22 protein-coding genes and 2 pseudogenes are annotated in these 21,720 nt (G+C 71.1%); 11 read left to right on the top strand and 13 right to left on the bottom strand.

Annotated features, from left to right (window positions below; all coding sequences use genetic code 11):
- Window positions 1–228: 228 nt before the first annotated feature.
- Window positions 229–1,149 (top strand): LLM class flavin-dependent oxidoreductase, encoded by a 921-nt coding sequence (locus ACH442_RS11600; RefSeq protein WP_396337884.1) that lies wholly within the window; start codon window positions 229–231, stop codon window positions 1,147–1,149.
- Window positions 1,150–1,364: 215 nt separating this feature from the next.
- Here ACH442_RS11600 and ACH442_RS11595 read toward each other — a convergent pair whose 3' ends face one another.
- The 4 genes from ACH442_RS11595 to ACH442_RS11580 are packed head-to-tail and all read right to left on the bottom strand — an operon-like array spanning window position 1,365 to window position 4,333.
- Window positions 1,365–1,943, bottom strand: coding sequence for an RBBP9/YdeN family alpha/beta hydrolase (locus tag ACH442_RS11595; protein ID WP_396337883.1), 579 nt, complete (start codon window positions 1,941–1,943; stop codon window positions 1,365–1,367).
- A 6-nt stretch (window positions 1,944–1,949) separates the two neighbouring features.
- Window positions 1,950–2,471, bottom strand: coding sequence for a GNAT family N-acetyltransferase (locus ACH442_RS11590; protein WP_396337882.1), 522 nt, complete (start codon window positions 2,469–2,471; stop codon window positions 1,950–1,952).
- Window positions 2,455–3,036 (bottom strand): isochorismatase family protein, encoded by a 582-nt coding sequence (locus tag ACH442_RS11585; RefSeq protein WP_396337881.1) that lies wholly within the window; start codon window positions 3,034–3,036, stop codon window positions 2,455–2,457. The genes ACH442_RS11590 and ACH442_RS11585 overlap by 17 nt, the downstream gene beginning before the upstream one ends.
- 10 nt (window positions 3,037–3,046) lie before the next feature.
- Complete coding sequence (locus ACH442_RS11580) at window positions 3,047–4,333, bottom strand: nicotinate phosphoribosyltransferase (protein ID WP_396337880.1); 1,287 nt, start codon at window positions 4,331–4,333, stop codon at window positions 3,047–3,049.
- Between the two features lie 96 nt (window positions 4,334–4,429).
- Here ACH442_RS11580 and clpS point away from each other — a divergent pair, with 96 nt between their 5' ends.
- The 5 genes and pseudogenes from clpS (at window position 4,430) to ACH442_RS11555 (ending at window position 7,212) form a co-directional block, all read left to right on the top strand.
- Window positions 4,430–4,720, top strand: coding sequence for an ATP-dependent Clp protease adapter ClpS (gene clpS / locus ACH442_RS11575; protein ID WP_203739906.1), 291 nt, complete (start codon window positions 4,430–4,432; stop codon window positions 4,718–4,720).
- 20 nt (window positions 4,721–4,740) lie between these two features.
- The gene (locus ACH442_RS11570; RefSeq protein ID WP_203739907.1) at window positions 4,741–5,241 is read left to right on the top strand and encodes a DUF2017 domain-containing protein; all 501 of its coding nucleotides are present in this window, start codon (window positions 4,741–4,743) and stop codon (window positions 5,239–5,241) included.
- 62 nt (window positions 5,242–5,303) lie between these two features.
- Window positions 5,304–5,803, top strand: a pseudogene (locus tag ACH442_RS11565) (Mov34/MPN/PAD-1 family protein).
- A gap of 55 nt (window positions 5,804–5,858) precedes the next feature.
- Entirely contained in the window at window positions 5,859–6,173 is a 315-nt protein-coding gene (locus ACH442_RS11560) for a MoaD/ThiS family protein (protein WP_396337879.1), read from the top strand.
- 73 nt (window positions 6,174–6,246) lie between these two features.
- Window positions 6,247–7,212, top strand: a complete 966-nt coding sequence (locus ACH442_RS11555; RefSeq protein WP_396337878.1) for a PLP-dependent cysteine synthase family protein — start codon at window positions 6,247–6,249, stop codon at window positions 7,210–7,212.
- A 37-nt stretch (window positions 7,213–7,249) separates the two neighbouring features.
- Here ACH442_RS11555 and ACH442_RS11550 read toward each other — a convergent pair whose 3' ends face one another.
- A complete protein-coding gene (locus tag ACH442_RS11550; protein ID WP_396337877.1) occupies window positions 7,250–7,636 on the bottom strand; it encodes a hypothetical protein in 387 nt (128 codons plus the stop codon).
- Between the two features lie 284 nt (window positions 7,637–7,920).
- Between ACH442_RS11550 and ACH442_RS11545 the strand changes: the two genes are divergently transcribed.
- From ACH442_RS11545 to ACH442_RS11525, 5 genes are all read left to right on the top strand, one after another.
- Window positions 7,921–8,667 (top strand): MBL fold metallo-hydrolase, encoded by a 747-nt coding sequence (locus ACH442_RS11545; protein WP_396337876.1) that lies wholly within the window; start codon window positions 7,921–7,923, stop codon window positions 8,665–8,667.
- A gap of 63 nt (window positions 8,668–8,730) precedes the next feature.
- Window positions 8,731–9,933: a glycosyltransferase gene (locus tag ACH442_RS11540; RefSeq protein WP_396337875.1), complete on the top strand. Its 1,203-nt coding sequence runs from the start codon at window positions 8,731–8,733 to the stop codon at window positions 9,931–9,933.
- Between the two features lie 10 nt (window positions 9,934–9,943).
- The gene (rph, locus tag ACH442_RS11535) at window positions 9,944–10,672 is read left to right on the top strand and encodes a ribonuclease PH (protein ID WP_396337874.1); all 729 of its coding nucleotides are present in this window, start codon (window positions 9,944–9,946) and stop codon (window positions 10,670–10,672) included.
- A complete protein-coding gene (gene rdgB, locus ACH442_RS11530; protein ID WP_396337873.1) occupies window positions 10,669–11,283 on the top strand; it encodes an RdgB/HAM1 family non-canonical purine NTP pyrophosphatase in 615 nt (204 codons plus the stop codon). The genes rph and rdgB overlap by 4 nt, the downstream gene beginning before the upstream one ends.
- An 82-nt stretch (window positions 11,284–11,365) precedes the next feature.
- A complete protein-coding gene (locus tag ACH442_RS11525) occupies window positions 11,366–12,628 on the top strand; it encodes an MFS transporter (protein WP_396337872.1) in 1,263 nt (420 codons plus the stop codon).
- 139 nt (window positions 12,629–12,767) lie between these two features.
- On the opposite strand, the gene hutH is transcribed toward ACH442_RS11525, so the two are convergent.
- From hutH to ACH442_RS11485, 8 genes and pseudogenes are all read right to left on the bottom strand, one after another.
- Window positions 12,768–14,303: a histidine ammonia-lyase gene (hutH, locus tag ACH442_RS11520; RefSeq protein ID WP_396337871.1), complete on the bottom strand. Its 1,536-nt coding sequence runs from the start codon at window positions 14,301–14,303 to the stop codon at window positions 12,768–12,770.
- A gap of 173 nt (window positions 14,304–14,476) precedes the next feature.
- A pseudogene (hutI, locus tag ACH442_RS11515) lies at window positions 14,477–15,661 on the bottom strand (imidazolonepropionase); the annotation flags it as partial.
- Between the two features lie 58 nt (window positions 15,662–15,719).
- The gene (locus tag ACH442_RS11510) at window positions 15,720–17,021 is read right to left on the bottom strand and encodes a formimidoylglutamate deiminase (RefSeq protein WP_396337870.1); all 1,302 of its coding nucleotides are present in this window, start codon (window positions 17,019–17,021) and stop codon (window positions 15,720–15,722) included.
- Complete coding sequence (locus ACH442_RS11505) at window positions 17,018–18,172, bottom strand: allantoate amidohydrolase (RefSeq protein WP_396337869.1); 1,155 nt, start codon at window positions 18,170–18,172, stop codon at window positions 17,018–17,020. The genes ACH442_RS11510 and ACH442_RS11505 overlap by 4 nt, the downstream gene beginning before the upstream one ends.
- Complete coding sequence (gene hutU / locus ACH442_RS11500; protein ID WP_396338131.1) at window positions 18,165–19,811, bottom strand: urocanate hydratase; 1,647 nt, start codon at window positions 19,809–19,811, stop codon at window positions 18,165–18,167. Before hutU ends, ACH442_RS11505 begins: the two co-directional genes overlap by 8 nt.
- Window positions 19,811–20,656: a MurR/RpiR family transcriptional regulator gene (locus tag ACH442_RS11495; RefSeq protein WP_396337868.1), complete on the bottom strand. Its 846-nt coding sequence runs from the start codon at window positions 20,654–20,656 to the stop codon at window positions 19,811–19,813. Before ACH442_RS11495 ends, hutU begins: the two co-directional genes overlap by 1 nt.
- Window positions 20,657–20,681: 25 nt before the next feature.
- Complete coding sequence (locus ACH442_RS11490; RefSeq protein ID WP_396337867.1) at window positions 20,682–21,347, bottom strand: HAD family hydrolase; 666 nt, start codon at window positions 21,345–21,347, stop codon at window positions 20,682–20,684.
- A complete protein-coding gene (locus ACH442_RS11485) occupies window positions 21,347–21,658 on the bottom strand; it encodes a hypothetical protein (RefSeq protein ID WP_396337866.1) in 312 nt (103 codons plus the stop codon). Before ACH442_RS11485 ends, ACH442_RS11490 begins: the two co-directional genes overlap by 1 nt.
- Between the last annotated feature and the right edge of the window lie 62 nt (window positions 21,659–21,720).

Genomic DNA, 21,720 nt, shown 5'->3' with positions numbered 1-21,720 from the left:
CTGGGCCCGACGGCTCCGGCTGGGGCTGGCGGCTCACCGGGTCTGACGGTCAGAGCTGGGCCCGAAATTCGGGTTGCGGGGGTGTGGGGACGGGCGGGTAGGTTGGCGGTGAACTCCGAATCTCCGGGCCTTGGATACATGTCGCAGACGGGCTTGGGGACCTCGCCATGAGCGGGGAGGAGGTGGCGACGTCAGTCGTTGCTACCTGCTTTCTGGAGGACAAGAGTCATGGAGTTCGGCCTTGGGCTGCCCATCAGCGACCCCGCCCGGCTGCCGGAGTGGGCCCGTCTCGCCGAGGAACACCGGTTCGCCACGGTGGCCCTGCTGGATCGGCTGGCCTACGACAACCCGGAGCCACTGACCGCTCTTGCCGTGCTGGCCGGAGCCACCACCCGGATCCGGCTGCAGACCGAGGTACTGCTCGGTCCACTGCGATCCACCGCGTTGCTGGCCAAACAGGTCGCCACCCTGGACCGGATGTCAGCCGGCCGCTTCGTCCTGGGCATCGGCATCGGCGGTCGCGAGGACGATCACGCGGCGGCCGGGGTACCCCTCCGCCGCCGCGGCCGGGTCCTCGACACCCAACTGGCCGACTTGAAAAGGATCTGGCGCGGTGAGCCTTACCAGGCGCAGGTCGTGGGGAAGGCTGACTGCGGTTCTGCGCCGGCTTCCTCCGAGAACTGGGGTCTGGGGCGCACGGAGTCGCCCACGGCGGCCCCGATCGGGCCCCGGCCGGTCACGGCTGCCGGTCCACCGATCCTGATCGGGGGGTTCGCCCCGGAGGCGCTGCGCCGAGTGGCGCGCTTCGGGGACGGGTTCATCTGTGCGGCGCCGCTCGCCTGGGCGGGCGGCCTGGTCCGTACCGTCAATGAGCAGTGGGCTGACGCGGGCCGGGCGGGCCGCCCCCGTCTGGTCTGCCAGATCAACGTCGCGGTGGGCAGCCCGGGGGTGGTCGAGCGGGGTCGTCAGGCGGTCGCCGACTATTACGCCTTCACCGGCCGGCCCGGCTGGGGTGCCCCGATGTCCGCACCGGCCCAGATCGCCGAGACGGTCGCGGCCTATCGCGAGTTCGGTGCCGATGAGCTGATCTTCTACTGCTACGGCGACGACCCTCGCCAGGTGGAACTGCTCGCCGACATCGTCCGCTGACAGCCCGGGGAGGCGGCGCACAGCGCAGCCGCCTCCACCTCCGGTGAGTGCCTGACAGCTGTTACGAAGCCCCGACAATCACGGTCAGGCCCAGCCGAAAACATCCGGCTGGGCCTGACCGTGGTTGTGCAGGACCGATTACGACGGTGGGGCCCCGCCGGAAGCACCTGGCTGGGCCTGGGGGTGGTTATGGGGTGTGGATCATCCCCAAGGGGTCAGCGGGTGATTCGCGGGGCTGGGGTGGGGCTGAGGGCCCATTCGAGCAGGGACGGCCAGGGGCCGTACCCGGATTCGTGGTTGAGATGGGCGCCGCCCGAGAGCAGGTCCGTGTCGAGTGACAGCGGCGTGCCGTAGTCCGCGGCGGCGCCCTCCGGTGCATACGGGTCGTCGTCGGAGACCACGAGCCGGGTGTGACCGGCCGCGGCCGCGACCGCTTCCGGGCGCAGTGGTGGCGGGGCGAACCCGGCGATCTCCGGGTGGGCCAGCGTGACGGAGATCGACGGCGGTGCGACCAGCAGCACCCGGTCGACCGGCTCGGTGATCACGCCGCGGGCGACCCCGTTGAGCCAGAGCAGGCAGCCGAGGCTGTGACAGATCACGGTTCGCGGCCCGTCGAGGCCGCGGACCCGGGTCGCCAGCTCGTCGAGCCACCGGTCGAGATCCGGCTCGTCGGGGTCCGGCAGTTGCGGGTAGTCGACCTGGTGACCGAGTTCGGTCAGCTGCCCGGCCAGCCAGTGCTGCCAGTGCTCGGGCGGGCGGCGATTCTGCCAGCCGTGCAGGATCAGATAGCCCATGGGGGGTCAGAACTCCAGGTACATCACGTGCAGTCCGACCCGCCCGAGCTCCGGGTGTTCGAACGCCCGCGGCACGGTCCCGATGATCTCGAACCCGAGGCGGCGGTAGACGGTCACCGCGGCCACGTTCGACTCGGCGACCGCGTTGAACTGGATGCCCGCGTAGCCCTGCGCCCTTGCCCAGTCGATCACGAACCGGCAGAGCGCCGCGCCGACGCCACGTCCACGCCGGTCGGCCGCCACCATGAAGCTGGCGGTGGCGACGTGAGCGCCGGGGCCGCCCTTGTTCGGGCCCATCTTCGCGGTGCCGTCGATGCCCTCGGCCGAGGCCGCGACCACGGTCAGGCCGGGTGGACGTTCCACCCAGACGGCGCGGGCGTCCGCCTCGGTCATCGTGGTGTCGTAGGTGTACGTGTCACCGGCGCGCACCACGTCCCGCACGATCGGCCACACCTGGTCCCAGTCGGGGTCGGCGAACGGCCGGATCACCGCGGAGGGCTGGTCGGCGAGCTCAGGACGGGTCGACAACCGGCACCCCCGTGGTCTCGATCGACGCGGCGCGGAACTGCTCCAGGGCCGCGTCGGTGGTCGCTCTCGCCACGCCGGCGGTCAGCTCCAGCAGCACGGTCGTCGCGAAGCCCTCGGCCGCGGCGTCGAGCGCGGTTGCCCGTACGCAATGGTCTGTCGCAATCCCGACGACCTCGACGTCGGTGACCCCCTTGCCCCGCAGCCACCCGGCGAGGGTCTCGCCCGACTCCGTGCGGCCTTCGAAGCCGGAGTACGCCGCCTGGTGCGCCCCCTTGTGGAAGATCGCCTCGACCCGGTCGGTGATCAGCTCGGGGTGGAAGTCGGCGCCGGAGGAGCCGACCACGCAGTGCGCCGGCCAGGTGTCGACGTAGTCCGGACGGTCGCTGAAGTGCGCGCCCGGATCGACGTGGTAGTCCTTGGTGGCGACCACGTGATCCCAGCGGTCACCGGCCTTGTCGAGCACCAGTGAGATGCCCTTGGCGACGGCGGCGCCACCGGCGACCGGCAGCGAGCCGCCCTCGCAGAAGTCGTTCTGCACGTCCACGATGATCAGCGCGCGTGACATGGCGGCCCCCTTAAGCGGTGGGAATGATGACGACGGGGATGGCGGGGTCGCCCGCGGAGAGCTTGAGGCCCTCCCACGGGATGGAGATCAGGCACTGTCGCAGATGATCGCGGGATTCCTGCAGGCCGGGGCGGGTCTGTGCCTCGCCGGCGACGATGTAGGGGCGCTGCAGCAGCCGGTCGTTGGCCTGATGGTCGGGCACCCCCTGGGAGACGATGATCTCCTCGGTGGCGGTGCCGGTCGGCTTGTGGCGGCGCACCGCGGTCTTGCGGCCGCCGACGGTCGCCTTGTTCTCCGAGCGCTTGACGACGGGGCGGCCGGCCACCTCGACGAGCTTGTAGACCAGGCCGGCGGTGGGAGCGCCGGAGCCGGTGACCACCGCGGTGCCGGCGCCGTACATGTCGACCGGTTCGGCGGCGAGAGTGGCGATCGAGTATTCGTCCATGTCGCCCGAGACGATGATTTTCGTCTCGGTGGCGCCGAGTGAGTCGAGCAGCTCGCGGGAGTGCTGGGCGAGCACGGACAGGTCGCCGGAGTCGATCCGGACGGCACGCAGGTCGGGCCCGGCGACCGCGATCGCGTTCCGGATGCCCTGACCGATGTCGTACGTGTCGACCAGAAGAGTGGTGTTCTTGCCGAGCGCCGCCACCTGCGAGCCGAACGCGGTCGGCTCGTCGTCGTGCAGCAGAGTGAACGCGTGCGCCGACGTGCCGGTGGTCGGGATCCCGTACTGCCGGCCGGCGGCCAGGTTGGACGTGGAGGCGAAACCGGCCAGGTACGACGCGCGGGCGGCGGCGACCGCGGCCTGCTCGTGGGTGCGCCGGGAACCCATCTCGATGATCGGCCGGCCGCGGGCGGCGGTGACCATCCGCGCGGCGGCGGCGGCGATCGCGCAGTCGTGGTTGAGCACCGACAGGATCAGCGTCTCCAGCACCACGCACTCGGCGAACTTCCCGCTCACCGTCATGATCGGGGAGCCGGGGAAGAACAGCTCGCCCTCCGCGTACCCCTCGATGTCGCCGGTGAACCGATAGCCGGCCAGCCAGTCGGCGGTCGTCTGATCGACCACGCCGGACGAGCGCAGATAGTCGATCTCGGCCGGGTCGAACCGGAAGCCGGCGATCATGTCGATCAGCCGGTCGGTGCCGGCCACCACGCCGTACCGCCGGCCGGTGGGCAGCCTGCGGGCGAAGACTTCGAAGACGCACTGACGCTCCGCCGTGCCGTCCTTGAGCGCCGCGCTGATCATGGTCAGCTCGTAGTGATCAGTCAGCAGAGCCGGGCCGGTCGTATTCACGGGACCTACCCTAAACCGTGCCGCCGGAGCGCGTCGCGACCTGCGGTTCGGTGCTCCGGTTCACAGATCCGGCGGAAGCGGTGGCACCATGGGGGCATGGCGTTGCCTCAGGTTGCTCCCGTCGAGACGCCGGAGATCGAAGAAGTCCCGGCCGAGGATCGGCCTTGGGTGACCATCGTCTGGGACGATCCGGTCAATCTCATGTCGTACGTGACGTGGGTCTTCCAGAAGCTCTTCGGCTATAACAAGGACAAGGCCGAGAAGCTGATGATGGATGTGCACACCAAGGGCAAGGCGGTCGTGTCCAGCGGCGCCCGGGAGCGTATGGAGATGGACGCCAACCAACTGCACGGATACGGTCTTTGGGCAACTGTGGACCGAGCCTGACAAAGCGGGTGGGGAAGAGCATGTTCCGACGCAGCGGCGGTCAGTGTGTGGCCACGTTCGCACACGATGAGGTGCGTGTCCTGCGGAAAGTGGCCGCCGAGGTGGTGGGCCTGCTGACCGACGGGATGGATCACACCGATCCGGTGGTGGGCCGGCTCTTTCCGGACATCTACCCGGATCGGCCGGACGACTCCAGCGAGTTCCGGCTCTACACCGAGGGCGACCTCAAGACCGCCAAGATCGATCAGGCCGGCGCGATCCTCGCGGCGCTGCCCGACGAGGGCGAGGGCGAGGTCCGGCTGGACGGTGAGGCCGCCGAGGCCTGGCTGCGGGCGATCAACGACGCGCGGCTGGCGATGGGCACCCGGCTCGACATCCAGGCCGACACGGACCTGGCCGAGGAGCTGGACGACGCGGTCCTGGAGGATCCGGGTTCCAGCCGGGTGTTCCAGCTCTCCGTCTACGCCTACCTGGGATATCTGCAGGAGTCGCTGCTCAACGCGCTACCGGAGATCAAGTAACGCCACGGAGTGTGTGCCTCGCCACGCGCGGAGTGGCGAAATACTTCGGTAATGTGAACGCCGTGCTGACCATCGACAGTTCGATCGTGCGTGCGATCGTCGCCCATGCCCGCCGGGATCACCCCGACGAGGCCTGTGGCGTCGTCGCCGGGCCGATCGGCAGTGACGTGCCGGCGCGGCACATCCCGATGGACAACGCGGCGCGGTCGATGACGTTCTACGAGTTCGACTCCATGGAGCACCTGCGGGTCTGGCGCGAGATGGACGACAACGACGAGGAGCCGGTGGTCATCTACCACTCGCACACCGCGACCGAGGCGTACCCGTCGCGTACCGACATCTCCTTCGCCGGTGAGCCGAACGCGCATTATCTGCTCGTCTCGACCCGTGAGCCCGATTCCGAGGAGATCCGCTCGTTCCGTATTCTGGACGGTGTGGTGACCGAAGAAGAGGTCAACATCGTGGATGCGACGGTGAAGTCGTGAAGGTGAGTGCCGTGCAGTCGTACATGTTCGGGCAGAGCCCGGCGTCGGTGTTCTACGAGTGTCGCCGGGTCCTCTAGACCCCGACCTCCCGACTGCCTGCCCGCATTTCGACTTTCTAGGAGCATGACAATCATGGCTATCGAAGTTCGCGTTCCCACCATCCTGCGCAGCTACACCGGCGGCTCCAAGGTCGTGGAGGGCGCCGGCGACAGCCTCTCCGCACTGATCGACGACCTGGACGCGAAGCACAAGGGCATCAAGGGCCGGCTGATCACGCCCGAGGGTGGCCTGCACCGGTTCGTCAACATCTACGTCAACGACGAGGACGTGCGGTTCCTCGGTGCGCTCGACGCGAAGCTGAACGACGGTGACTCGATCACCATTCTCCCGGCCGTGGCCGGTGGCGCCCTGGGCTTTGCGGCTGCCGCCGCTCTGCTGGGCCGCTGACAGTTCGCTGACGGTCGCGGGCGGCTGGGCCGCCTGCGCGGCGCTCACGACGTACTGAAGGCTGGTTTTTCTGATGGCACGTTTTGAGAGCCTGCTGGACGCGTGCGGGGGCACGCCGCTCATCGGCCTGCCCCGCCTCTCCCCGGTGGTGCCCGAAGGGGCGCCGCCGGTGCGTCTCTGGGCCAAGCTGGAGGACCGCAACCCCACCGGCAGCATCAAGGATCGGGCCGCGCTGTTCATGGTGCGCGAGGCCGAGGAGTCCGGGCACCTGCGCCCGGGTGACACGATCCTCGAGCCGACCAGCGGGAACACCGGGATCGCCCTGGCCATGGTGGCCAAGCTGCGGGGTTACCGGCTGGTCTGCGTGATGCCGGAGAACGTCTCGGCCGAGCGCACCCAGCTCCTCCGGATGTACGGCGCGGAGATCATCTTCTCGCCCGCCGCCGGTGGTTCCAACCAGGCGGTCGCGACCGCCAAGCAGATCGCCGCCGAGCATCCCGACTGGAAGATGCTTTTCCAGTACGGGAATCCGGCCAATGCCCGTGCGCACTACGAGACCACCGGTCCGGAGTTGCTGCACGACCTGCCCACGATCACGCACTTCGTGGCGGGCCTGGGCACCACCGGCACGTTGATGGGCACCGGCCGTTTCCTGCGGGAGAAGGTCGAGGGCATCCAGATCATCGCCGCTGAGCCGCGGTACGGCGAGCTGGTCTACGGTCTGCGCAACATCGACGAGGGTTACGTGCCCGAGCTGTACGACGCGAGCGTCCTGACCCGCCGGTTCTCCGTCGGCACCCGGGACGCGGTGCTGCGGACCCGCCAGCTCGTCGAGGTCGAGGGGATCTTCGCCGGCTTCTCCACCGGCGCGATCCTGCACGCCGCGCTGGCCGTGGCGCACGAGGCGGTCAAGGCCGGCCGCCGCGCCGACGTGGCGTTCGTGGTCTGCGACGGCGGCTGGAAATATCTGTCGACGGGTGCCTACGGCGGCACCCTCAACGACGCGGAAGAGGCCCTCGAAGGCCAGCTCTGGGCGTAGGCCGAGTCGCGAGGAAACGGGCCGGATCGCGAAACGGCTAGTGGCTCACGGCCAGCAGCAGCGCGCCGAACATCGGCGGCGCGGCGGCGGCCAGCAGGATCCACGGCAGGGTGCGCTGGTGGACGGCGAGAAACGCGCCGACCGCCAGCCCCACGCTGAACATGGTGAGCATCGCGAGTGCCGGCAGGTACCAGCCGGGCGCCCCGCGCAGTACCGCCACGATGGCGTAGAGACCCACTCCGACGCCGGTCAGCCCGAGCATCGCGGAATAGCCCGCCATGGCCAGGACCCGTCCCGAAGCAGGTGCCGGATCATCTTCGGTAGGAAATCGAAATACCGCAGGATCTTCGTCCCACGAGGGTTCGAAGGGCATGATTTCGGGTACCGCGCTGCGGGAGATACGGGTCGGCTCGACCGCGGTCACGTCGCCTCCATCAGATCGTTTACAAGCGCTCACCCAGAGCAACGCAGAGGGCTTACCGGACGTGACGGTGGAAATGTGACGACCCAGGTCACAGTGGTTGTGATGTGCGTTGTCGATTTAGCGACAAATCGATCAGTTGTTTACGTCAGGCAGTGGTCAGCGCGTACGCTTCGCTCCGTGATTGACTGGTCTGACAAGTCCAGCGCGGACCGGTCGGGCGGGGCGTGGACGACCCGTAAACGGTTGACCCAGTGGCCGACCCAGTGTGAGTCAGAGGGACCCGCATGCGACTAACCGTTCTCGGTTGTGCCGGCAGTTTCCCCGGCCCCGAGTCGGCTTGTTCGGCCTATCTCGTGGAAGCCGAGGGATTCCGGCTGCTGATCGACTTCGGCTCGGGGTCGCTCTCCGCCCTTCAGCGGTATTCGGACATGCGCGCCGTCGACGCGATCCTCCTCACGCACCTGCACTGCGATCACATGCTGGACGCGTGCACCTACGTCGTGGTCCGCCGCTACGACCCGGCCGGCCCGCTGGCGCCGCTGCCGGTCTACGCCCCGCTGGGGGCGGCCGAGCGCATCGCCGCCGCCTACAGCGCCGAGGGCGAGCCGGTCGACGACGTCTACACGTTCTACGGCCTGCAGCCGGGCACGTTCCCGATCGGGCCGCTGACGGTCACCGTCGATCGGGTCAACCATCCCGTGGAGACATACGGGGTGCGAGTCGAGCACAACGGGCGGGTCATCGCGTACTCGTCGGACACCGCGCCCTGCGAGGCGTTGCTGCGCCTGGCCGCCGGCGCCGACCTGTTCCTCTGCGAAGCCAGCTACATGGACGGTGTGGAGAACCCGCCCGACCTGCACCTCACCGGCGGTGAGGCGGGCGAGGCGGCCACCAAGGCCGATGTGGCGCGGTTGCTGTTGACGCATCTCGTTCCGGCCTGGGCCAGCGAGGCGGCTATCGTCGAGGCGGCCGGGGCCGCTTACGCGGGACCGGTCGAAGTCGTCCGCCCGGGTGCCAGATACGATCTCTGAGCCGGTACGGGGGTGGATCGGCTAACACCGGTGCACCACGTGTCGTGACCTTGGAGCTGTTGGATGCGCATAGTCCGCCTGGCCAACTTCGTCACGGTCCATACCGGCGGCCTGCGGACCACCTTGCGCGAGCTCGGTAAGGGTTACGAGGCGGCTGGTCACGAGGCCGTCCTGATCATTCCCGGGCGCAAGTTCGACGACCAGCAGACCGCTCAGGGCCGCGTGATCACCCTGCCCAGCGCGCCCGTCCCGCGCAGCGGTGGCCACCGCGTGCTGGCCGGCCGCCGCGAGCTGATCAAGCTGCTGGACAGCCTCGAGCCGGACCGGATCGAGGTCTCCGACCGCACCACGCTGCGCTGGACCGGCACGTGGGCCCGCCAGCGCGGGGTCCGGTCGATGATGGTCTCCCACGAGAGCCTCGCCGGCCTGCTCGGCGTCTGGGGCATGCCGAAACGCGACGCGCTCGCCGACCGGCTGAACCGGCGGACCGCCGAGGTGTTCGACACGATCGTCTGCACCACCGCGTTCGCCGCCGCCGAGTTCCGCCGCCTCGGTGTGCCGAATCTGGTGGAGGTGCCGCTCGGCGTCGACCTGGACATGTTCCACCCGCGGCGGCTGGACATCGCGGTGCGCTCCCGTTACGCCCGGCCCGAGGAACTGCTGATCGTCTTCGCGAGCCGGCTCTCCGCGGCCAAACGGCCCGAGCTGGCCGTGGACATGGTGGCCGTGCTGCGCAACGGCAAGGTGCCGGCCGTGCTGGTGGTGGCCGGGGACGGGACGAGGCGGACCGCTCTGGCGTACCGGGCGGCCCGATTGCCCGTACGTTTCGCCGGGCACATCGCCGATCGCCAAGCTGTCGCCGCGCTGCTCGCCTCGGCCGACGTCGTCGTCGCGCCGGGCCCCGTGGAGACGTTCGGTCTCTCCGCGCTGGAAGCGCTGGCCTGCGGCACCCCCGTCGTGGTGGACGAGCAGAGCGCGCTGCCCGAGGTGATCGGTGACGCCGGGATCGCGGTGCCGGGCACCGCCGAGGCGTTCGCCGACGGCGTCTCCCGGCTGATCCAGCGCCCGCGTGACGAGCGCCGATCGGCGGCCCGCGCCCGAGCCGAGATGTACGGCTGGCCCCGCGCGGTCGAGGGTTTCCTGCACGCGCACGGCGCCGAGGTGAGCCCGTCGCTGATCCGTCCGGCGGTGCCGCGGCCGCGTCTGATGGCGCCGCCGACACGCGAGCCCGGGGCGGACGAAGCGGGCGCACCGCGCTACGCATAGGGTTGGGGTCATGGCGCGACCCGACGGCCGAGCGGCCGACCAGCTGCGGCCGGTGACCCTGACCCGGCATTGGAGCATCCACCCCGAGGGGTCGGTGCTGGTGGAGTTCGGCAACACGCGAGTGCTCTGCACCGCCAGCGTCACCGAAGGGGTGCCGCGCTGGCGCAAGGGCTCCGGCCTGGGCTGGCTCACCGCGGAATATGCGATGCTGCCCCGCGCGACGAACACCCGTGGCGACCGGGAGAGCGTCAAGGGCAAGGTCGGCGGGCGCACGCAGGAGATCTCCCGCCTGATCGGCCGCAGCCTGCGGGCCTGCATCGACCTCAAGGCGCTCGGGGAGAACTCGATCGTCCTGGACTGTGACGTCCTGCAGGCCGACGGCGGCACCCGGACCGCGGCGATCACCGGGGCCTACGTTGCCCTGCACGACGCGGTCACCTGGCTGGCCGGGCGCAAGGCGCTCGCCGGCAAGGTCGAGAAGGTGCTGCACACCTCGATCCAGGCGGTCAGCGTCGGGATCATCGACGGCGAGCCGCGGCTGGACCTCCCCTACGAGGAGGACGTCGCCGCCGAGGTCGACATGAACGTGGTCTGCACCGGTGCCGGCGACTTCGTCGAGGTCCAGGGCACGGGGGAGAACGGCGTGTTCAAGCGCGCCCAGCTCGACGCGATGCTCGATCTGGGTCTGGCCGGGTGCGCCGAGCTGGCGATCGCACAGCAGAAGGTCCTGGCGGCGTGAGCGCGCGACTTCTCCTCGCCACCGCTAACAAGAAGAAGCTCGTCGAGCTGCAGCGCATTCTCGACGCCGCGCTGGGCATGAGCCAGATCGAGCTGGTCGGCCTCGGCGACTTCCCGGGTTACCCCGACGTGCCCGAGACCGGCCTCACGTTCGGCGAGAACGCATTGATCAAAGCCCGGGAGGGCGCCAAGCGCACCGGCTTGCCGACCGTCGCCGACGACTCCGGTCTGGCCGTCAACGCGCTCAACGGGATGCCCGGCGTGTTCAGCGCCCGCTGGTCCGGCGGTCACGGCGACGACGCGGCCAACCTGGACCTGCTCCTGGCCCAGATCGGTGACGTCGGGGACGAGCACCGCGGGGCGTCGTTCGTCTGCGCTGCCGCCCTGGTCCTGCCGAACGGGCGGGAGCATCTGGTCGAGGGCCGGCAGACCGGGCGGCTGCTGCGGTCGCGGCGGGGCGAGGGTGGGTTCGGCTACGACCCGATCTTCGTCGGTGACGGCCAGGAGCGGACCAACGCCGAGCTGAGCCCGGCGGAGAAGGACGCGATCAGCCACCGCGGCAAGGCCTTCCGGGAGCTGGCGAAGGTGATCGCCAAGGAGCTGCCGCGCTGATCCGGTCCGGGTGACCGGGGCGACTCGGTTCCGTCGGGCTTCGGCTTGACTCGGCCCCTGGGGCAGAGTCCAACATCGACGCATGGTCTCGTTCATGGTCGATCGGAGGCCACTCACGGTCCCGGCGTTCCGCCGGCTGTGGGTGGCCTCGCTGGTGTCCGCGGTGGGTGGCTCGTTCAGCGTGGTCGCGGTGCCGGTCCAGCTCTATGCGTCGACCGGCTCGTCGGCCACGGTCGGTGCGGCCGCGGTGGTGTCCTTCGTGGCCCTGGCGTTCGCCGCCCTCGGCACCGGGGCGATCGCCGACACCCGGGACCGGCGGCGGGTGCTGCTGGCCGGCCAGTCCGGGCTCGCGGTGGTCTATCTCGCGCTGTGGGTGCAGGCCGTGCTCGGCGGCGCCCCGCTGCCGGTGCTCCTGCTGCTGGTGGCCGGGCAGGGCCTGACCTCCGGCGCGATCGGCACGACCTCGGGCGCGGTGCTGCCCCGGCTCGTCCCGGCCGAGTTGCTGCCCGCGGCGAACAGTTTGAACTCGCTGGTCCGCTACCTCGGCTACATCCTCGGCCCGACCGTGGCCGGCCTGCTGATCCCGGTGACCGGTCTCGCCACCCTCTATCTCTGCGACGCGCTCGCCCTGCTGGTCGTCCTCGTCGCGGTCCACCGTCTGCCGGCCCTGCCCGCCGCGCCGTCCGCCGAGCGCTCGCACGGCGTGGTCCGGCAGGTGCTGGCCGGCTTCCGCTATCTGGCCGGCAGCCGGATGCTGGTGGCGGTGCTCAGCGTCGACCTGGCCGCGATGGTCTTCGGGATGCCGTCGGCGCTCTATCCGGAGCTGGCCCAGCGGGAGTTCGGCGAGTCGTCGGTCGGCCTCTTCTACGCCGCCTATCCGGCCGGTGTGGTGCTGGCCGGGCTCGGCTCGTCGGTGTTCACCCGGGCCCGGCGTCACGGCCTGATGATGGCCGGCGCGGCCGTCGCCTGGGGCGTGGCGGTCGCCGTGTTCAGTCTGATGACCTCGCTGTGGGCAGCGCTGGCGGTGCTGGCCGCCGGTGGCGCGGTCAACTTCGTGCTGAGCACGTTCCGGAACGCGATCTCGCAGACCTGCACGGACGATGCGATGCGCGGCCGGATCCAGGGCGCGCTGACGATCATCCTGGTCGGCGGGCCGCAGCTGGCGAACCTGCTGCACGGCTCGATCGGCGCGCTCATCGGCCCGCGCCCGACCATCGGCATCGGCGGTCTGCTCACCGTCGTCACCGTGCTGGTCGTGCTCCGGGTCGCCCCCGAGCTGCGGAGATATGCCGTCGACCCGCCCCGGGAGACGACGGCGGAGTCTCCCCGGGCGGCCACGCCATGACGACGCAAGCGGTCACGGCGGCCGAGTCGGATCGTCGGTCACCGCGAGTCGGGTCGGATCGTCGGTCACCGCGGGCCTGGGTTGATGGTCGGCCACCGCGGGCCTGGTTTGATCGTCGGTCACGGCGGGCCGGGGTGGATCAGAGGAGAGAGCCGGTGCTGTCCTCGATCGTGGCTCGCAGTTCGGGGCCGGCGATGACCGCGCGGGCCTGCTCCAGGACCGGAGCCAGGAAGACGTCCGGGCCGGGGCGCCCGGCGAAGGGCTCGACGGCGGCGACCGCGGCCCGGCCGGCCGGGGAAGGGGTCATCGGCGTGCGCAGTTGCAGGCCGCGGACGGCGGCGAGGAGCTCGACGGCGAGGAGGCTGGTGAGGTTGTCGAGGACGGTGCGGAGCTTCTTGGTGGCGGCCCAGCCCATCGAGACGTGGTCCTCCTGCATACCGCTGGTCGGCAGCGAGTCGACCGAGGCCGGGCCGGCCAGGCGACGGTTCTCGGCGACGATGCCCGCCGCGGTGTACTGGGCGATCATCAGACCCGAGTTCACCCCGGCGTCGGGGGAGAGGAAGGGCGGCAGGTCCCGGCTGCGGGTCACGTCGAGCAGCCGGTCGACCCGGCGTTCGGCGATCGCGCCGACCTCGGCCGCGGCGATCGCCAGGAAGTCGGCGGCGAATCCGAGCGGCGCGCCGTGGAAGTTGCCGGTCGACTCGACCCGGCCGTCCGGCAGCACCACCGGGTTGTCGACCACCGAGACCAGCTCGCGGGCGGCGGTGACCCGGACGAAGTCGAGCGTGTCCCGCGCCGCCCCGGCGACCTGCGGCGCACACCGGATGGAATAGGCGTCCTGCACCGCGTGTGCGAGGTCGTCCCGGTGCGAGTCCATGATCGCGGAGTCCTGCAGCAGCCGGTGGATGTTCGCGGCGGAGGCGGCCTGCCCCGGGTGCGGCCGGATCGCGTGCAGCTCCGGCAGGAACGGCCGCTCCGAGCCGAGCATCGCCTCGGTGGCCAGCGCTGCGGTCACGTCCGCCATGGTGAACAGGTGCGCCGCGTCCGCGATGGCCAGCAGCAGCATGCCGAGCATGCCGTCGGTGCCGTTGATCAGCGCCAGCCCCTCCTTGGCGGCCAGCTCCAGCGGGCGCAGCCCGGCCGCGTGCAGCGCTTCGGAGGCGGCCATCCGGGCGCCGTCCTTGCCCATCGCCCAGCCCTCGCCGAGCAACACGATCGCGCAGTGCGCGAGCGGCGCCAGGTCACCGGAGGCCCCCAGCGAGCCGTGCTCCGGCACCCACGGGGTGATGCCGTGATTGAGCAAGTCGACCAGGCCCTGCGCGAGCACCGGCCGGACCCCGGAGCGGCCCATCGCGAGCGAGCGGACCCGCAGCAGCATCATCGCGCGCACCACCTCGCGCGGCATCGGCGCGCCGACCCCGGCGGCGTGCGACCGGATCAGCGCGTGCTGCAGCTCGGCGCGGCGCTCCGGCTCGATCGAGGTGTTGGCGAGCGCGCCGAAACCGGTCGACACGCCGTAGACGGGCCGGCCGGAGGCTTCGATGCCGTCCACGATGGCGCGGCTGGTGGCCATCGCCTCGACGGCGGCGGGGGAGAGTTCGACCGGGGCATTCTCACGCGCTACCGCGAGGACGTCGGCGGGCTCGATCCCGGTGGGCTGAACGATAACGGTCATTGCGGCACTCCGTCGTGCTTGGTGGTTTCAGCGGCGCCGAGAGGGCGGCCGGGGTGAGGCGCAGAGGGTTCGCCGGCCCCGCCGGGGCGGCCGGGGTGAGGCGCAGGGGGTTCGCCGGCCCCGCCGGGGCGGCCGGGGTGAGGCATTGAGGATTCAGCGGCCCGGGCAAGGCGGCCGCCGTGGATGACGTCGCGGATCAGGGGGACGCCGGGGCGGTAGGCGAGGTGAAGGTGCGACGGCGCGTCGAGGATCAGCAGGTCGGCACGGGCGCCGGGGCGGATCACGCCGATGTCGTCGCGGCGCAGCGCTCGGGCGCCGCCGAGGGTCGCCGCGCGGACGGCCTCGGCCGGGGTCATCCGCATCTCGCGGACCGCCAGCGCGATGCAGAAGGACATCGACGAGGTGTAGGACGAGCCCGGGTTGCAGTCGGTGGCCAGCGCCACCGGCACCCCGGCGTCGATCAGCCGCCGCGCGTCGGGGTACGGCGAGCGCGTGGAGAACTCCGCGCCCGGCAGCAGGGTGGCGACGGTCCGGTCCCAGCCGTCGTAACAGGTGCCGTGGCACATGCACTCGATCTTCGTGGCGGCGAGCGCGTCCACGTCCGCGTCGCTCAGGTGGGTGCAGTGGTCGACGCTGGCCGCGTCGAGTTCGACGGCGAGCTGAACGCCCGGGCCGGGGCCGAGCTGGTTGCCGTGCACCCGCACGCCGAGTCCCCGTTCCTTGCCGGCCAGCAGGATCGTCCGGGCGCGATCCTCGTCGAAGGCGCCGCGCTCGACGAACGCGTCCACCCACTTGGCGTGCGGCGCGGCCAGGGCCAGCATCGGTCCGCAGATCAGGCTGACGTAGTCGTCGGGCCGGTCCTGGTACTCGGCCGGCACCACGTGCGCGCCGAGGAAGGTGGTCTCGGAGGTGAACTCCGCCGCGATGCGCAGGGAGCGGGCCTCGTCGGCGACGTTCAGTCCGTAACCGGATTTGATCTCGATCGTGGTCGTGCCCTGCCGTAAGGCCTCGTTGACCAGGCGCCGGGCGTTACCGCGCAGTTCCTCGTCGCTCGCCGTGCGGGTCGCGCCGACCGTGGTCCGGATCCCGCCCCCGGTGTAGGACTCGCCGGCCATCCGGGCGGCGAACTCGGCGGCCCGGTCCCCGGCGAACATCAGGTGCGCGTGACTGTCGACGAAGCCGGGCAGCACGGCCGCGCCGCCCGCGTCGATCCGCTCGTCGGCGGCCGGCGCCCCGTCGGCGGAACCGACCCAGGCGATGCGGTCGCCGTCCACGATCACCGCGGCGCCGGGGGCGAGATCCCGGCCGTGCGAGTCGTTGGTGAACAGCTCACCGATGTTCGTGATCAACAGACTCATGCCGTCACCTCCGTACGGGAGACCGGGTCCGCCGGGCTGGTCCGTGCCGTCATCCCGGTCATGGGAGGACCGCCGTGATCGCCGTTCGCAGCGATTCCGGGACGTCGATCGTGCGGTGCCGGCCCTCCGCGACCACCGCGTGCCCGTCCACGATCACGTCGGTGACATCCGCCGCGGTCGCCGCGAAGATCAGCCCGGCCGGGTCGACCCCGGCGGTCCGCGCGCTGCTCAGCGACACCGCGACCAGGTCGGCCCGCTGCCCGGCGGCGATCTCTCCGGCATCGGCCCAGCCCAGCGACGCATGCCCGGCCCGGGTCGCGGCCGCGATCAGGTCGTCCGCGCCGAAGTGCCCGCGTTGCCGGGTGGCGAGCCGTTCGTCCAGCTCGACGCCGCGCGCCTCCTCGAAGAGGTCGATCACGGCGTGGCTGTCGCTGCCCAGGGTGAGCGTCGAGCCCCGGTCGGCGAGCGCCCGCGCGGGGCCGATGCCGTCGGCCAGGTCGCGTTCGGTGGTCGGGCAGAAGCAGACGTACCGCCCGCCCAGCAGCCGGCGATCATTCTCGGACAGGTGGGTTGCGTGAACCGCGGTGGTGGTCGGCTGCCAGAAGCCGTTGGCGTCGAGCAGTTCCGTGGGGGAGCAGCCGTGCACGGCCTGGCACTGCTCGTTCTCGGCCGGCTGTTCGGAGAGGTGCACGTGCACCGGCAGCCCGTCGGTCCGCCGGGCGAACGTGGCCATCCCGTCGGCGGGTGCCGCGCGCACCGAGTGCAGCGCCGCCCCGATCCGCACGTGGTCGCCGCCGCGCAGGTCGCCGAACCGGTCGTACCAGCCGTCGTAGTCACCGTCGCCGAAGCGCCGCTGCACCCCGTCGAGGGGTTTCCCGTCGACGGTCGAGGTCAGGTAAACGGTGTCGAGCAGGGTGATCCGGATGCCGGCGTCCGCGGCCGCCGCGGTCAGGGCGTGTCCCATCGCGTTCCGGTCGGTGTAAGGCGTCCCGTCCGGCCCGTGGTGCAGGTAGTGGAACTCGCCGACGCAGGTGATCCCGGCCAGGGCCATCTCCGCGTAGACCGCCTTGGCCAGCGCGAAGTAGTTGTCCGGGTCGAGGCGCCCGGCTACCTGGTACATCAGGTCACGCCAGGTCCAGAAGCTGCCGCGGTCGCCGTGCGTGCGGCCGCGGAGGGCGCGGTGGAAGGCATGCGAGTGGGCGTTGGCCATCCCCGGCAGTACCAGCCCGGCCAGCCTGGTGCCCGTTCTGTCGGCGGAGTTCGCCGTGACCGCGGAGAACCGTCCGCCGGTCACCTCGACCCGGACGTCGCGCTCGACCCGGCCGCCCACCCAGGCGTGCTCGGCAAGGTAAACGGTCACGTCAGGGACTCCAGGACCCGGGCGAGCGCCTCGACACCCGCCTCGCAGTCCTCGTCGGAGGCGCCCTCGGCGGGCGCGTGCGAGACCCCGGTCGGGTTGCGGACGAAGAGCATCGCCGTGGGCACGTGCGCCGACAGCACCCCGGCGTCATGACCGGCCCCGGTCGGCAGGATCGGCGCGTCCCCGAGCAGTGCCGACAGCCGCCGTGCCAGCTCGGTGTCGAACGCGACCTCCTCGGTGACCGACTCGGCGACGACCGACAGTTCGGTCCCGTCCCGTCCGGCCCGCTCGGTGGCTCGCTTGATCACCGTTTCGAGGAGCCGGTCCAGCGTCCCGGTGTCCGCGGCCCGCGCGTCGAGCCAGCCCCGGACCATCGACGGGATGGCGTTGGTCGCGTTCGGTTCGGCCTGCACCCGCCCGACGGTGGCGTGCGCCCCGATCAGCCGGGCCTCCTCGTTCGCGGCGAGGACGGTGTGGGCGAAGGTCAGCATCGGGTCGCGGCGATCGGCCATCCGGGTCGTCCCGGCGTGGTCGCCTGCCCCGGCGAACTCCATCCGCCACCGCCCGTGCGGCCAGATCGCGCTGCCGACGCCGACGGGGACGTCCAGCGCCCGGCCCTGCTCGATGTGCAGCTCGACGAAGGCCGACAGATTGCGCAGGAGAGGTATCCGTCCGGCCGGCGAGGAGCCGAGCGCCTCACCGAAGGTGATCCCGTCACGATCCGTCAACGCGGCGGCTCGCGACGGCGTGATCACCCCGGTCATCAGCCGGGAGCCGAGACAGGGCACGCCGAAACGCCCGCCCTCCTCCTCGACGAACGCCCCGATCGCGATGTTCCGCGGCGATGCGAGCCGGTCCAGGGCGAGGAACGCGCTGACGATCCCGAGCGGCCCGTCGTAACCTCCGCCCCCGGGGACGGAGTCGAAGTGCGAGCCGGTCAGCACGGTCCCCGGCGCCCACGGCTCCCCGCACCAGGCGAAGAGGTTGCCGTTGCCGTCCTCGGTCACGGTCATCCCGCGCCGGCCGGCCTGGTCCCGGAACCAGTCGCGCAGGGTCAGCTCGGGCGGCGTCAGGGCGTATCGGAGATAGCCGCCGTCCGCCGACCGTCCGACCGCCACGATCTCCGCCCACAGGGCAGCGAAGTCACTCATCGCGCATCGGAACCCGTACGCCGGAAGCCGCCTTTGACTCGTAACCGGCGTCGACGTGACGCAGCACGCCCATCGCCGGGTCGTTGGTCAGGACCCGCTCGATCTTCTGCCCGGCCAGCGCGGTCCCGTCGGCCACGCATACCTGACCGGCGTGGATGCTGCGCCCGATCCCCACCCCGCCGCCGTGGTGGATCGACACCCAGCTCGCTCCGGAAGCCGTGTTGACCAGGGCGTTCAGCAGCGGCCAGTCGGCGATCGCGTCGGAGCCGTCGAGCATCGCCTCGGTCTCGCGGTACGGCGAGGCGACCGACCCGGCGTCGAGGTGGTCGCGCCCGATGACGAGTGGTGCGCTCAGTTCGCCGCGCGCCACCATGTCGTTGAAACGCACGCCGGCCTTGTCCCGTTCGCCGTGACCGAGCCAGCAGATGCGCGCGGGCAGTCCCTGGAACGCGACGCGTTCGCCGGCCATCCGGATCCACCGTGCGAGCGGTTCGTTCTCGGGGAAGAGGTCGAGCACTGCCCGGTCGGTCGCGGCGATGTCGGCCGGGTCGCCGGAGAGCGCCGCCCAGCGGAACGGGCCTTTGCCCTCGGCGAAGAGCGGCCGGATGTAGGCGGGCACGAACCCGGGGAAGTCGAAGGCCCGCTGGTATCCGGCCAGCTGGGCCTCGCCGCGGATGGAGTTGCCGTAGTCGAAGACCTCGGCGCCGGCGTCCTGGAAGCCGACCATGGCGGCGACCTGCTTGGCCATGCCGGCCCGGGCCCGGTCGGTGTATTCGTCCGGCTTGTCGCGCGCGAAAGCGGCCGCGTCGGACAGTTCGACGCCGACCGGCAGGTAGGAGAGCGGGTCGTGCGCGCTGGTCTGGTCGGTGACGATGTCGATCTCGACGCCCCGCGTGAGCAGTTCCGGGAAGACGAGCGCCGCGTTGCCGACCACGCCGATGGAGATCGCCTTCCGGTCGGCCTTCGCCCGCAGCGCCTGAGCGACAGCGTCGTCCAGGTCGTCCGCGATCACGTCCAGATACCGCGTGTCGATCCGCCGCTGCAACCGCGTCCGATCCACGTCGACCACCAGGCAGACCCCACCGTTCATGGTCACCGCGAGGGGCTGTGCGCCGCCCATCCCGCCGCAGCCGCCGGTCAGCGTCAGCGTCCCGGCGAGGTCACCACCGAACTTCTTGGCTGCCACCGCCGCGAACGTCTCGTACGTGCCCTGCAGGATCCCCTGCGTGCCGATGTAGATCCACGAACCGGCCGTCATCTGCCCGTACATCATCAGGCCGAGCTGCTCCAGCCGGCGGAACTCGGGCCAGGTCGCCCAGTCGCCGACCAGGTTCGAGTTCGCGATCAGCACCCGCGGGGCCCACTCGTGCGTGCGCAGCACCCCGACCGGTTTGCCGGACTGCACGAGCAGCGTCTCGTCGTCACGCAGCGAGTCCAGCTCGCGGACGATCGCGTGGAACGACGGCCAGTTGCGGGCGGCGCGACCCGTCCCGCCGTACACCACGAGGTCTTCGGGCCTTTCGGCCACGTCCGGGTCGAGGTTGTTCATCAGCATCCGCTTGGCGGCCTCCTGCGGCCAGCTCTGGGCGGTGTACGACGTACCGCGAGGTGCACGAATCTCGGACAAGGTCTCCTCCATCACGCCGTGAAGATGTTCCGCCGAGCCGCGGACGCCTCGAACTCCTCCAGGCGACGCTGCACCGGCTCGGGCGCGGCGTCACACATCGCCTCCAGCACCACCATGGCCATCGCCATCGGCCCGGTGTGCAGGTCGAACACGAGCCGCGTGCCCACCGCGGCGGGCAGCACCACGTCCGCGTCGTCGGCCACCGGGCTCACCGCGGAATCCGTGATCGCCACCACCGCGAACCCGGCCGCTTTCGCCTCGCGGACCGCCTCGACCGACTCGCGCGGATAGCGCGGCAGCACGATCGCCAGCATCGCACCGGCGCCGGCCGCACGGGCCTGATCCAGCCGGTCCTGCAGTCCTGTCCCCCCACTGTCCAGGACTCGCACGTCGGGGAAGACCTTCGCAGCGAAATACCCGAAATACGCCGCGAGCGGCGCCGCCGCCCGGAGCCCCAGCACCGGTAACGGCCGGCTGGCGGCAAGGAGGTCAGCGGCCCGCCGTACGTCATCGGGCCGGTGAAGTTCCTCGGCCAGCCGCCGGAGGTGATCGGCTTCGGCGAGCACCGCCCGTTGCATGGTGTTCTCCCCGGCCGGCTCGCTGGGCGCGTCGGAGGCGAGGGCGCGCAGCTCCCGGCGCAGCGCCGGATATCCGGAGTAGCCCAGCGCCGTCGCGAACCGGGTCACCGACGGCTGACTGACCCCGGCCAGCTCGGCGACCTCGGCGGCGGACAGGTAGGCGGCCTTGGCGGCATGTTCCACGAGGCTGTGCGCGATCCGCCGCTGGGTGGGCGTCAGGCGGGCCCCGTGAAACAGGTCGAGCACCCGCTCCGCCGTCCTGACCACTCCGTCATTCACGCCGACAGCTTATGCATGAAATCTTTCAGTCCGCTAGCCCTCGGCGAAGGGCCGGAAAGCGGGGGTGCCCGGCCCGGCGGATGGCATCGGCGACGTCGGCCTCGATGTGGCTGGGGTGAAAGGCGGTCTCGGCCCACGTGCGCCCCAGCGAGATCCACGTCGAGCGCAGCCCCAGCGCGCACGCCCCGCCGATGTCCGCGTGCGCCGAGTCGCCGATCATCCAGCCGCTGCTCAGCGGCCGTCCCGCCATCGCTGCCGCGGCCCGGAAGATCTCCGGCGACGGCTTCTTGTGGCCGACCGACTCGGAGACGACCCACCCGTCGACGACCTGGTCGAGCCCGCAGTTCCGGATCTTCGCCGTCTGCTGGTCGACCCGCCCGTTCGTGACGATCACCGTGGCCCGGCCCTCGGCCCGGGCATCAGCGAGCGCGGCCCGCACCGGTTCCGCCAGCGACACCCGGTCAGCACCGCCGTTGCCGAGGAACCGCTCGACGGCCGCAGCCGGCGCCCCGCGCCCGGCGAGCGCCGCCGCGACCTCGTCCCGTGGCGTGTAGCCGCTCGCGTCGACCGCCATCAACCAGTCGAGGTCGTCGGCGGCCAGACCGTGCTCGGCCAGGAACGCCGCGGCTGCCGCGCGGAACGCCGCATCCCGGTCGATCAAGGTGTTGTCCAGGTCGAGCAGCAGGAGCATCAGCCGCAGTCCCGGGCCACGAAATGATGGGTGACGGTCAGCTCCCGCTCGATCAGGAACGCGTCGTCCTCCGGGTAGAAGACGGCCCGCTCGAGGTCCTCCCCGGCGAACCCGCGGATCACGTCGATCGATGCCCACCAGCTGACCGTGGTCACCTCGGAGCGGCCGTCCCCGAGGTCACGTGTCCACATCTGGGCCCCGAGGTTGCCGGGGGTCTTCCGGTATTCGGCCAGGCCGGTCCGCTCGATGTACGCCACGTACGCCTCGACCTGATCGGTGCGCACCCATCCCCGCCACATCCGTGTGATCACCGGCCCACCCTATTCCCGGAACATGAAAGGGAGCTGATGCCCGGAACGTGAAAAGCTGGACG

It is taken from the genome of Actinoplanes sp. NPDC020271 (assembly GCF_044388125.1).
Taxonomy (GTDB): domain Bacteria; phylum Actinomycetota; class Actinomycetes; order Mycobacteriales; family Micromonosporaceae; genus Actinoplanes.
The sequence above is the reverse complement of the archived record's forward strand: the minus strand, read 5'-3'. Positions and strand labels throughout refer to the sequence as shown.

Excerpts from the sequence above, each read along its gene's own strand:
- ACH442_RS11600 (WP_396337884.1), top strand. The coding sequence starts at position 229 with ATGGAGTTCGGCCTTGGGCTGCCCATCAGCGACCCCGCCCGGCTGCCG.
- ACH442_RS11595 (WP_396337883.1), bottom strand. The coding sequence starts at position 1,943 with ATGGGCTATCTGATCCTGCACGGCTGGCAGAATCGCCGCCCGCCCGAG.
- ACH442_RS11585 (WP_396337881.1), bottom strand. The coding sequence starts at position 3,036 with ATGTCACGCGCGCTGATCATCGTGGACGTGCAGAACGACTTCTGCGAG.
- clpS (WP_203739906.1), top strand. The coding sequence starts at position 4,430 with ATGGCGTTGCCTCAGGTTGCTCCCGTCGAGACGCCGGAGATCGAAGAA.
- ACH442_RS11570 (WP_203739907.1), top strand. The coding sequence starts at position 4,741 with ATGTTCCGACGCAGCGGCGGTCAGTGTGTGGCCACGTTCGCACACGAT.
- ACH442_RS11560 (WP_396337879.1), top strand. The coding sequence starts at position 5,859 with ATGGCTATCGAAGTTCGCGTTCCCACCATCCTGCGCAGCTACACCGGC.
- ACH442_RS11555 (WP_396337878.1), top strand. The coding sequence starts at position 6,247 with ATGGCACGTTTTGAGAGCCTGCTGGACGCGTGCGGGGGCACGCCGCTC.
- ACH442_RS11545 (WP_396337876.1), top strand. The coding sequence starts at position 7,921 with ATGCGACTAACCGTTCTCGGTTGTGCCGGCAGTTTCCCCGGCCCCGAG.
- ACH442_RS11540 (WP_396337875.1), top strand. The coding sequence starts at position 8,731 with ATGCGCATAGTCCGCCTGGCCAACTTCGTCACGGTCCATACCGGCGGC.
- rph (WP_396337874.1), top strand. The coding sequence starts at position 9,944 with ATGGCGCGACCCGACGGCCGAGCGGCCGACCAGCTGCGGCCGGTGACC.
- ACH442_RS11525 (WP_396337872.1), top strand. The coding sequence starts at position 11,366 with ATGGTCTCGTTCATGGTCGATCGGAGGCCACTCACGGTCCCGGCGTTC.
- hutH (WP_396337871.1), bottom strand. The coding sequence starts at position 14,303 with ATGACCGTTATCGTTCAGCCCACCGGGATCGAGCCCGCCGACGTCCTC.
- ACH442_RS11505 (WP_396337869.1), bottom strand. The coding sequence starts at position 18,172 with ATGAGTGACTTCGCTGCCCTGTGGGCGGAGATCGTGGCGGTCGGACGG.
- hutU (WP_396338131.1), bottom strand. The coding sequence starts at position 19,811 with ATGGAGGAGACCTTGTCCGAGATTCGTGCACCTCGCGGTACGTCGTAC.
- ACH442_RS11490 (WP_396337867.1), bottom strand. The coding sequence starts at position 21,347 with ATGCTCCTGCTGCTCGACCTGGACAACACCTTGATCGACCGGGATGCG.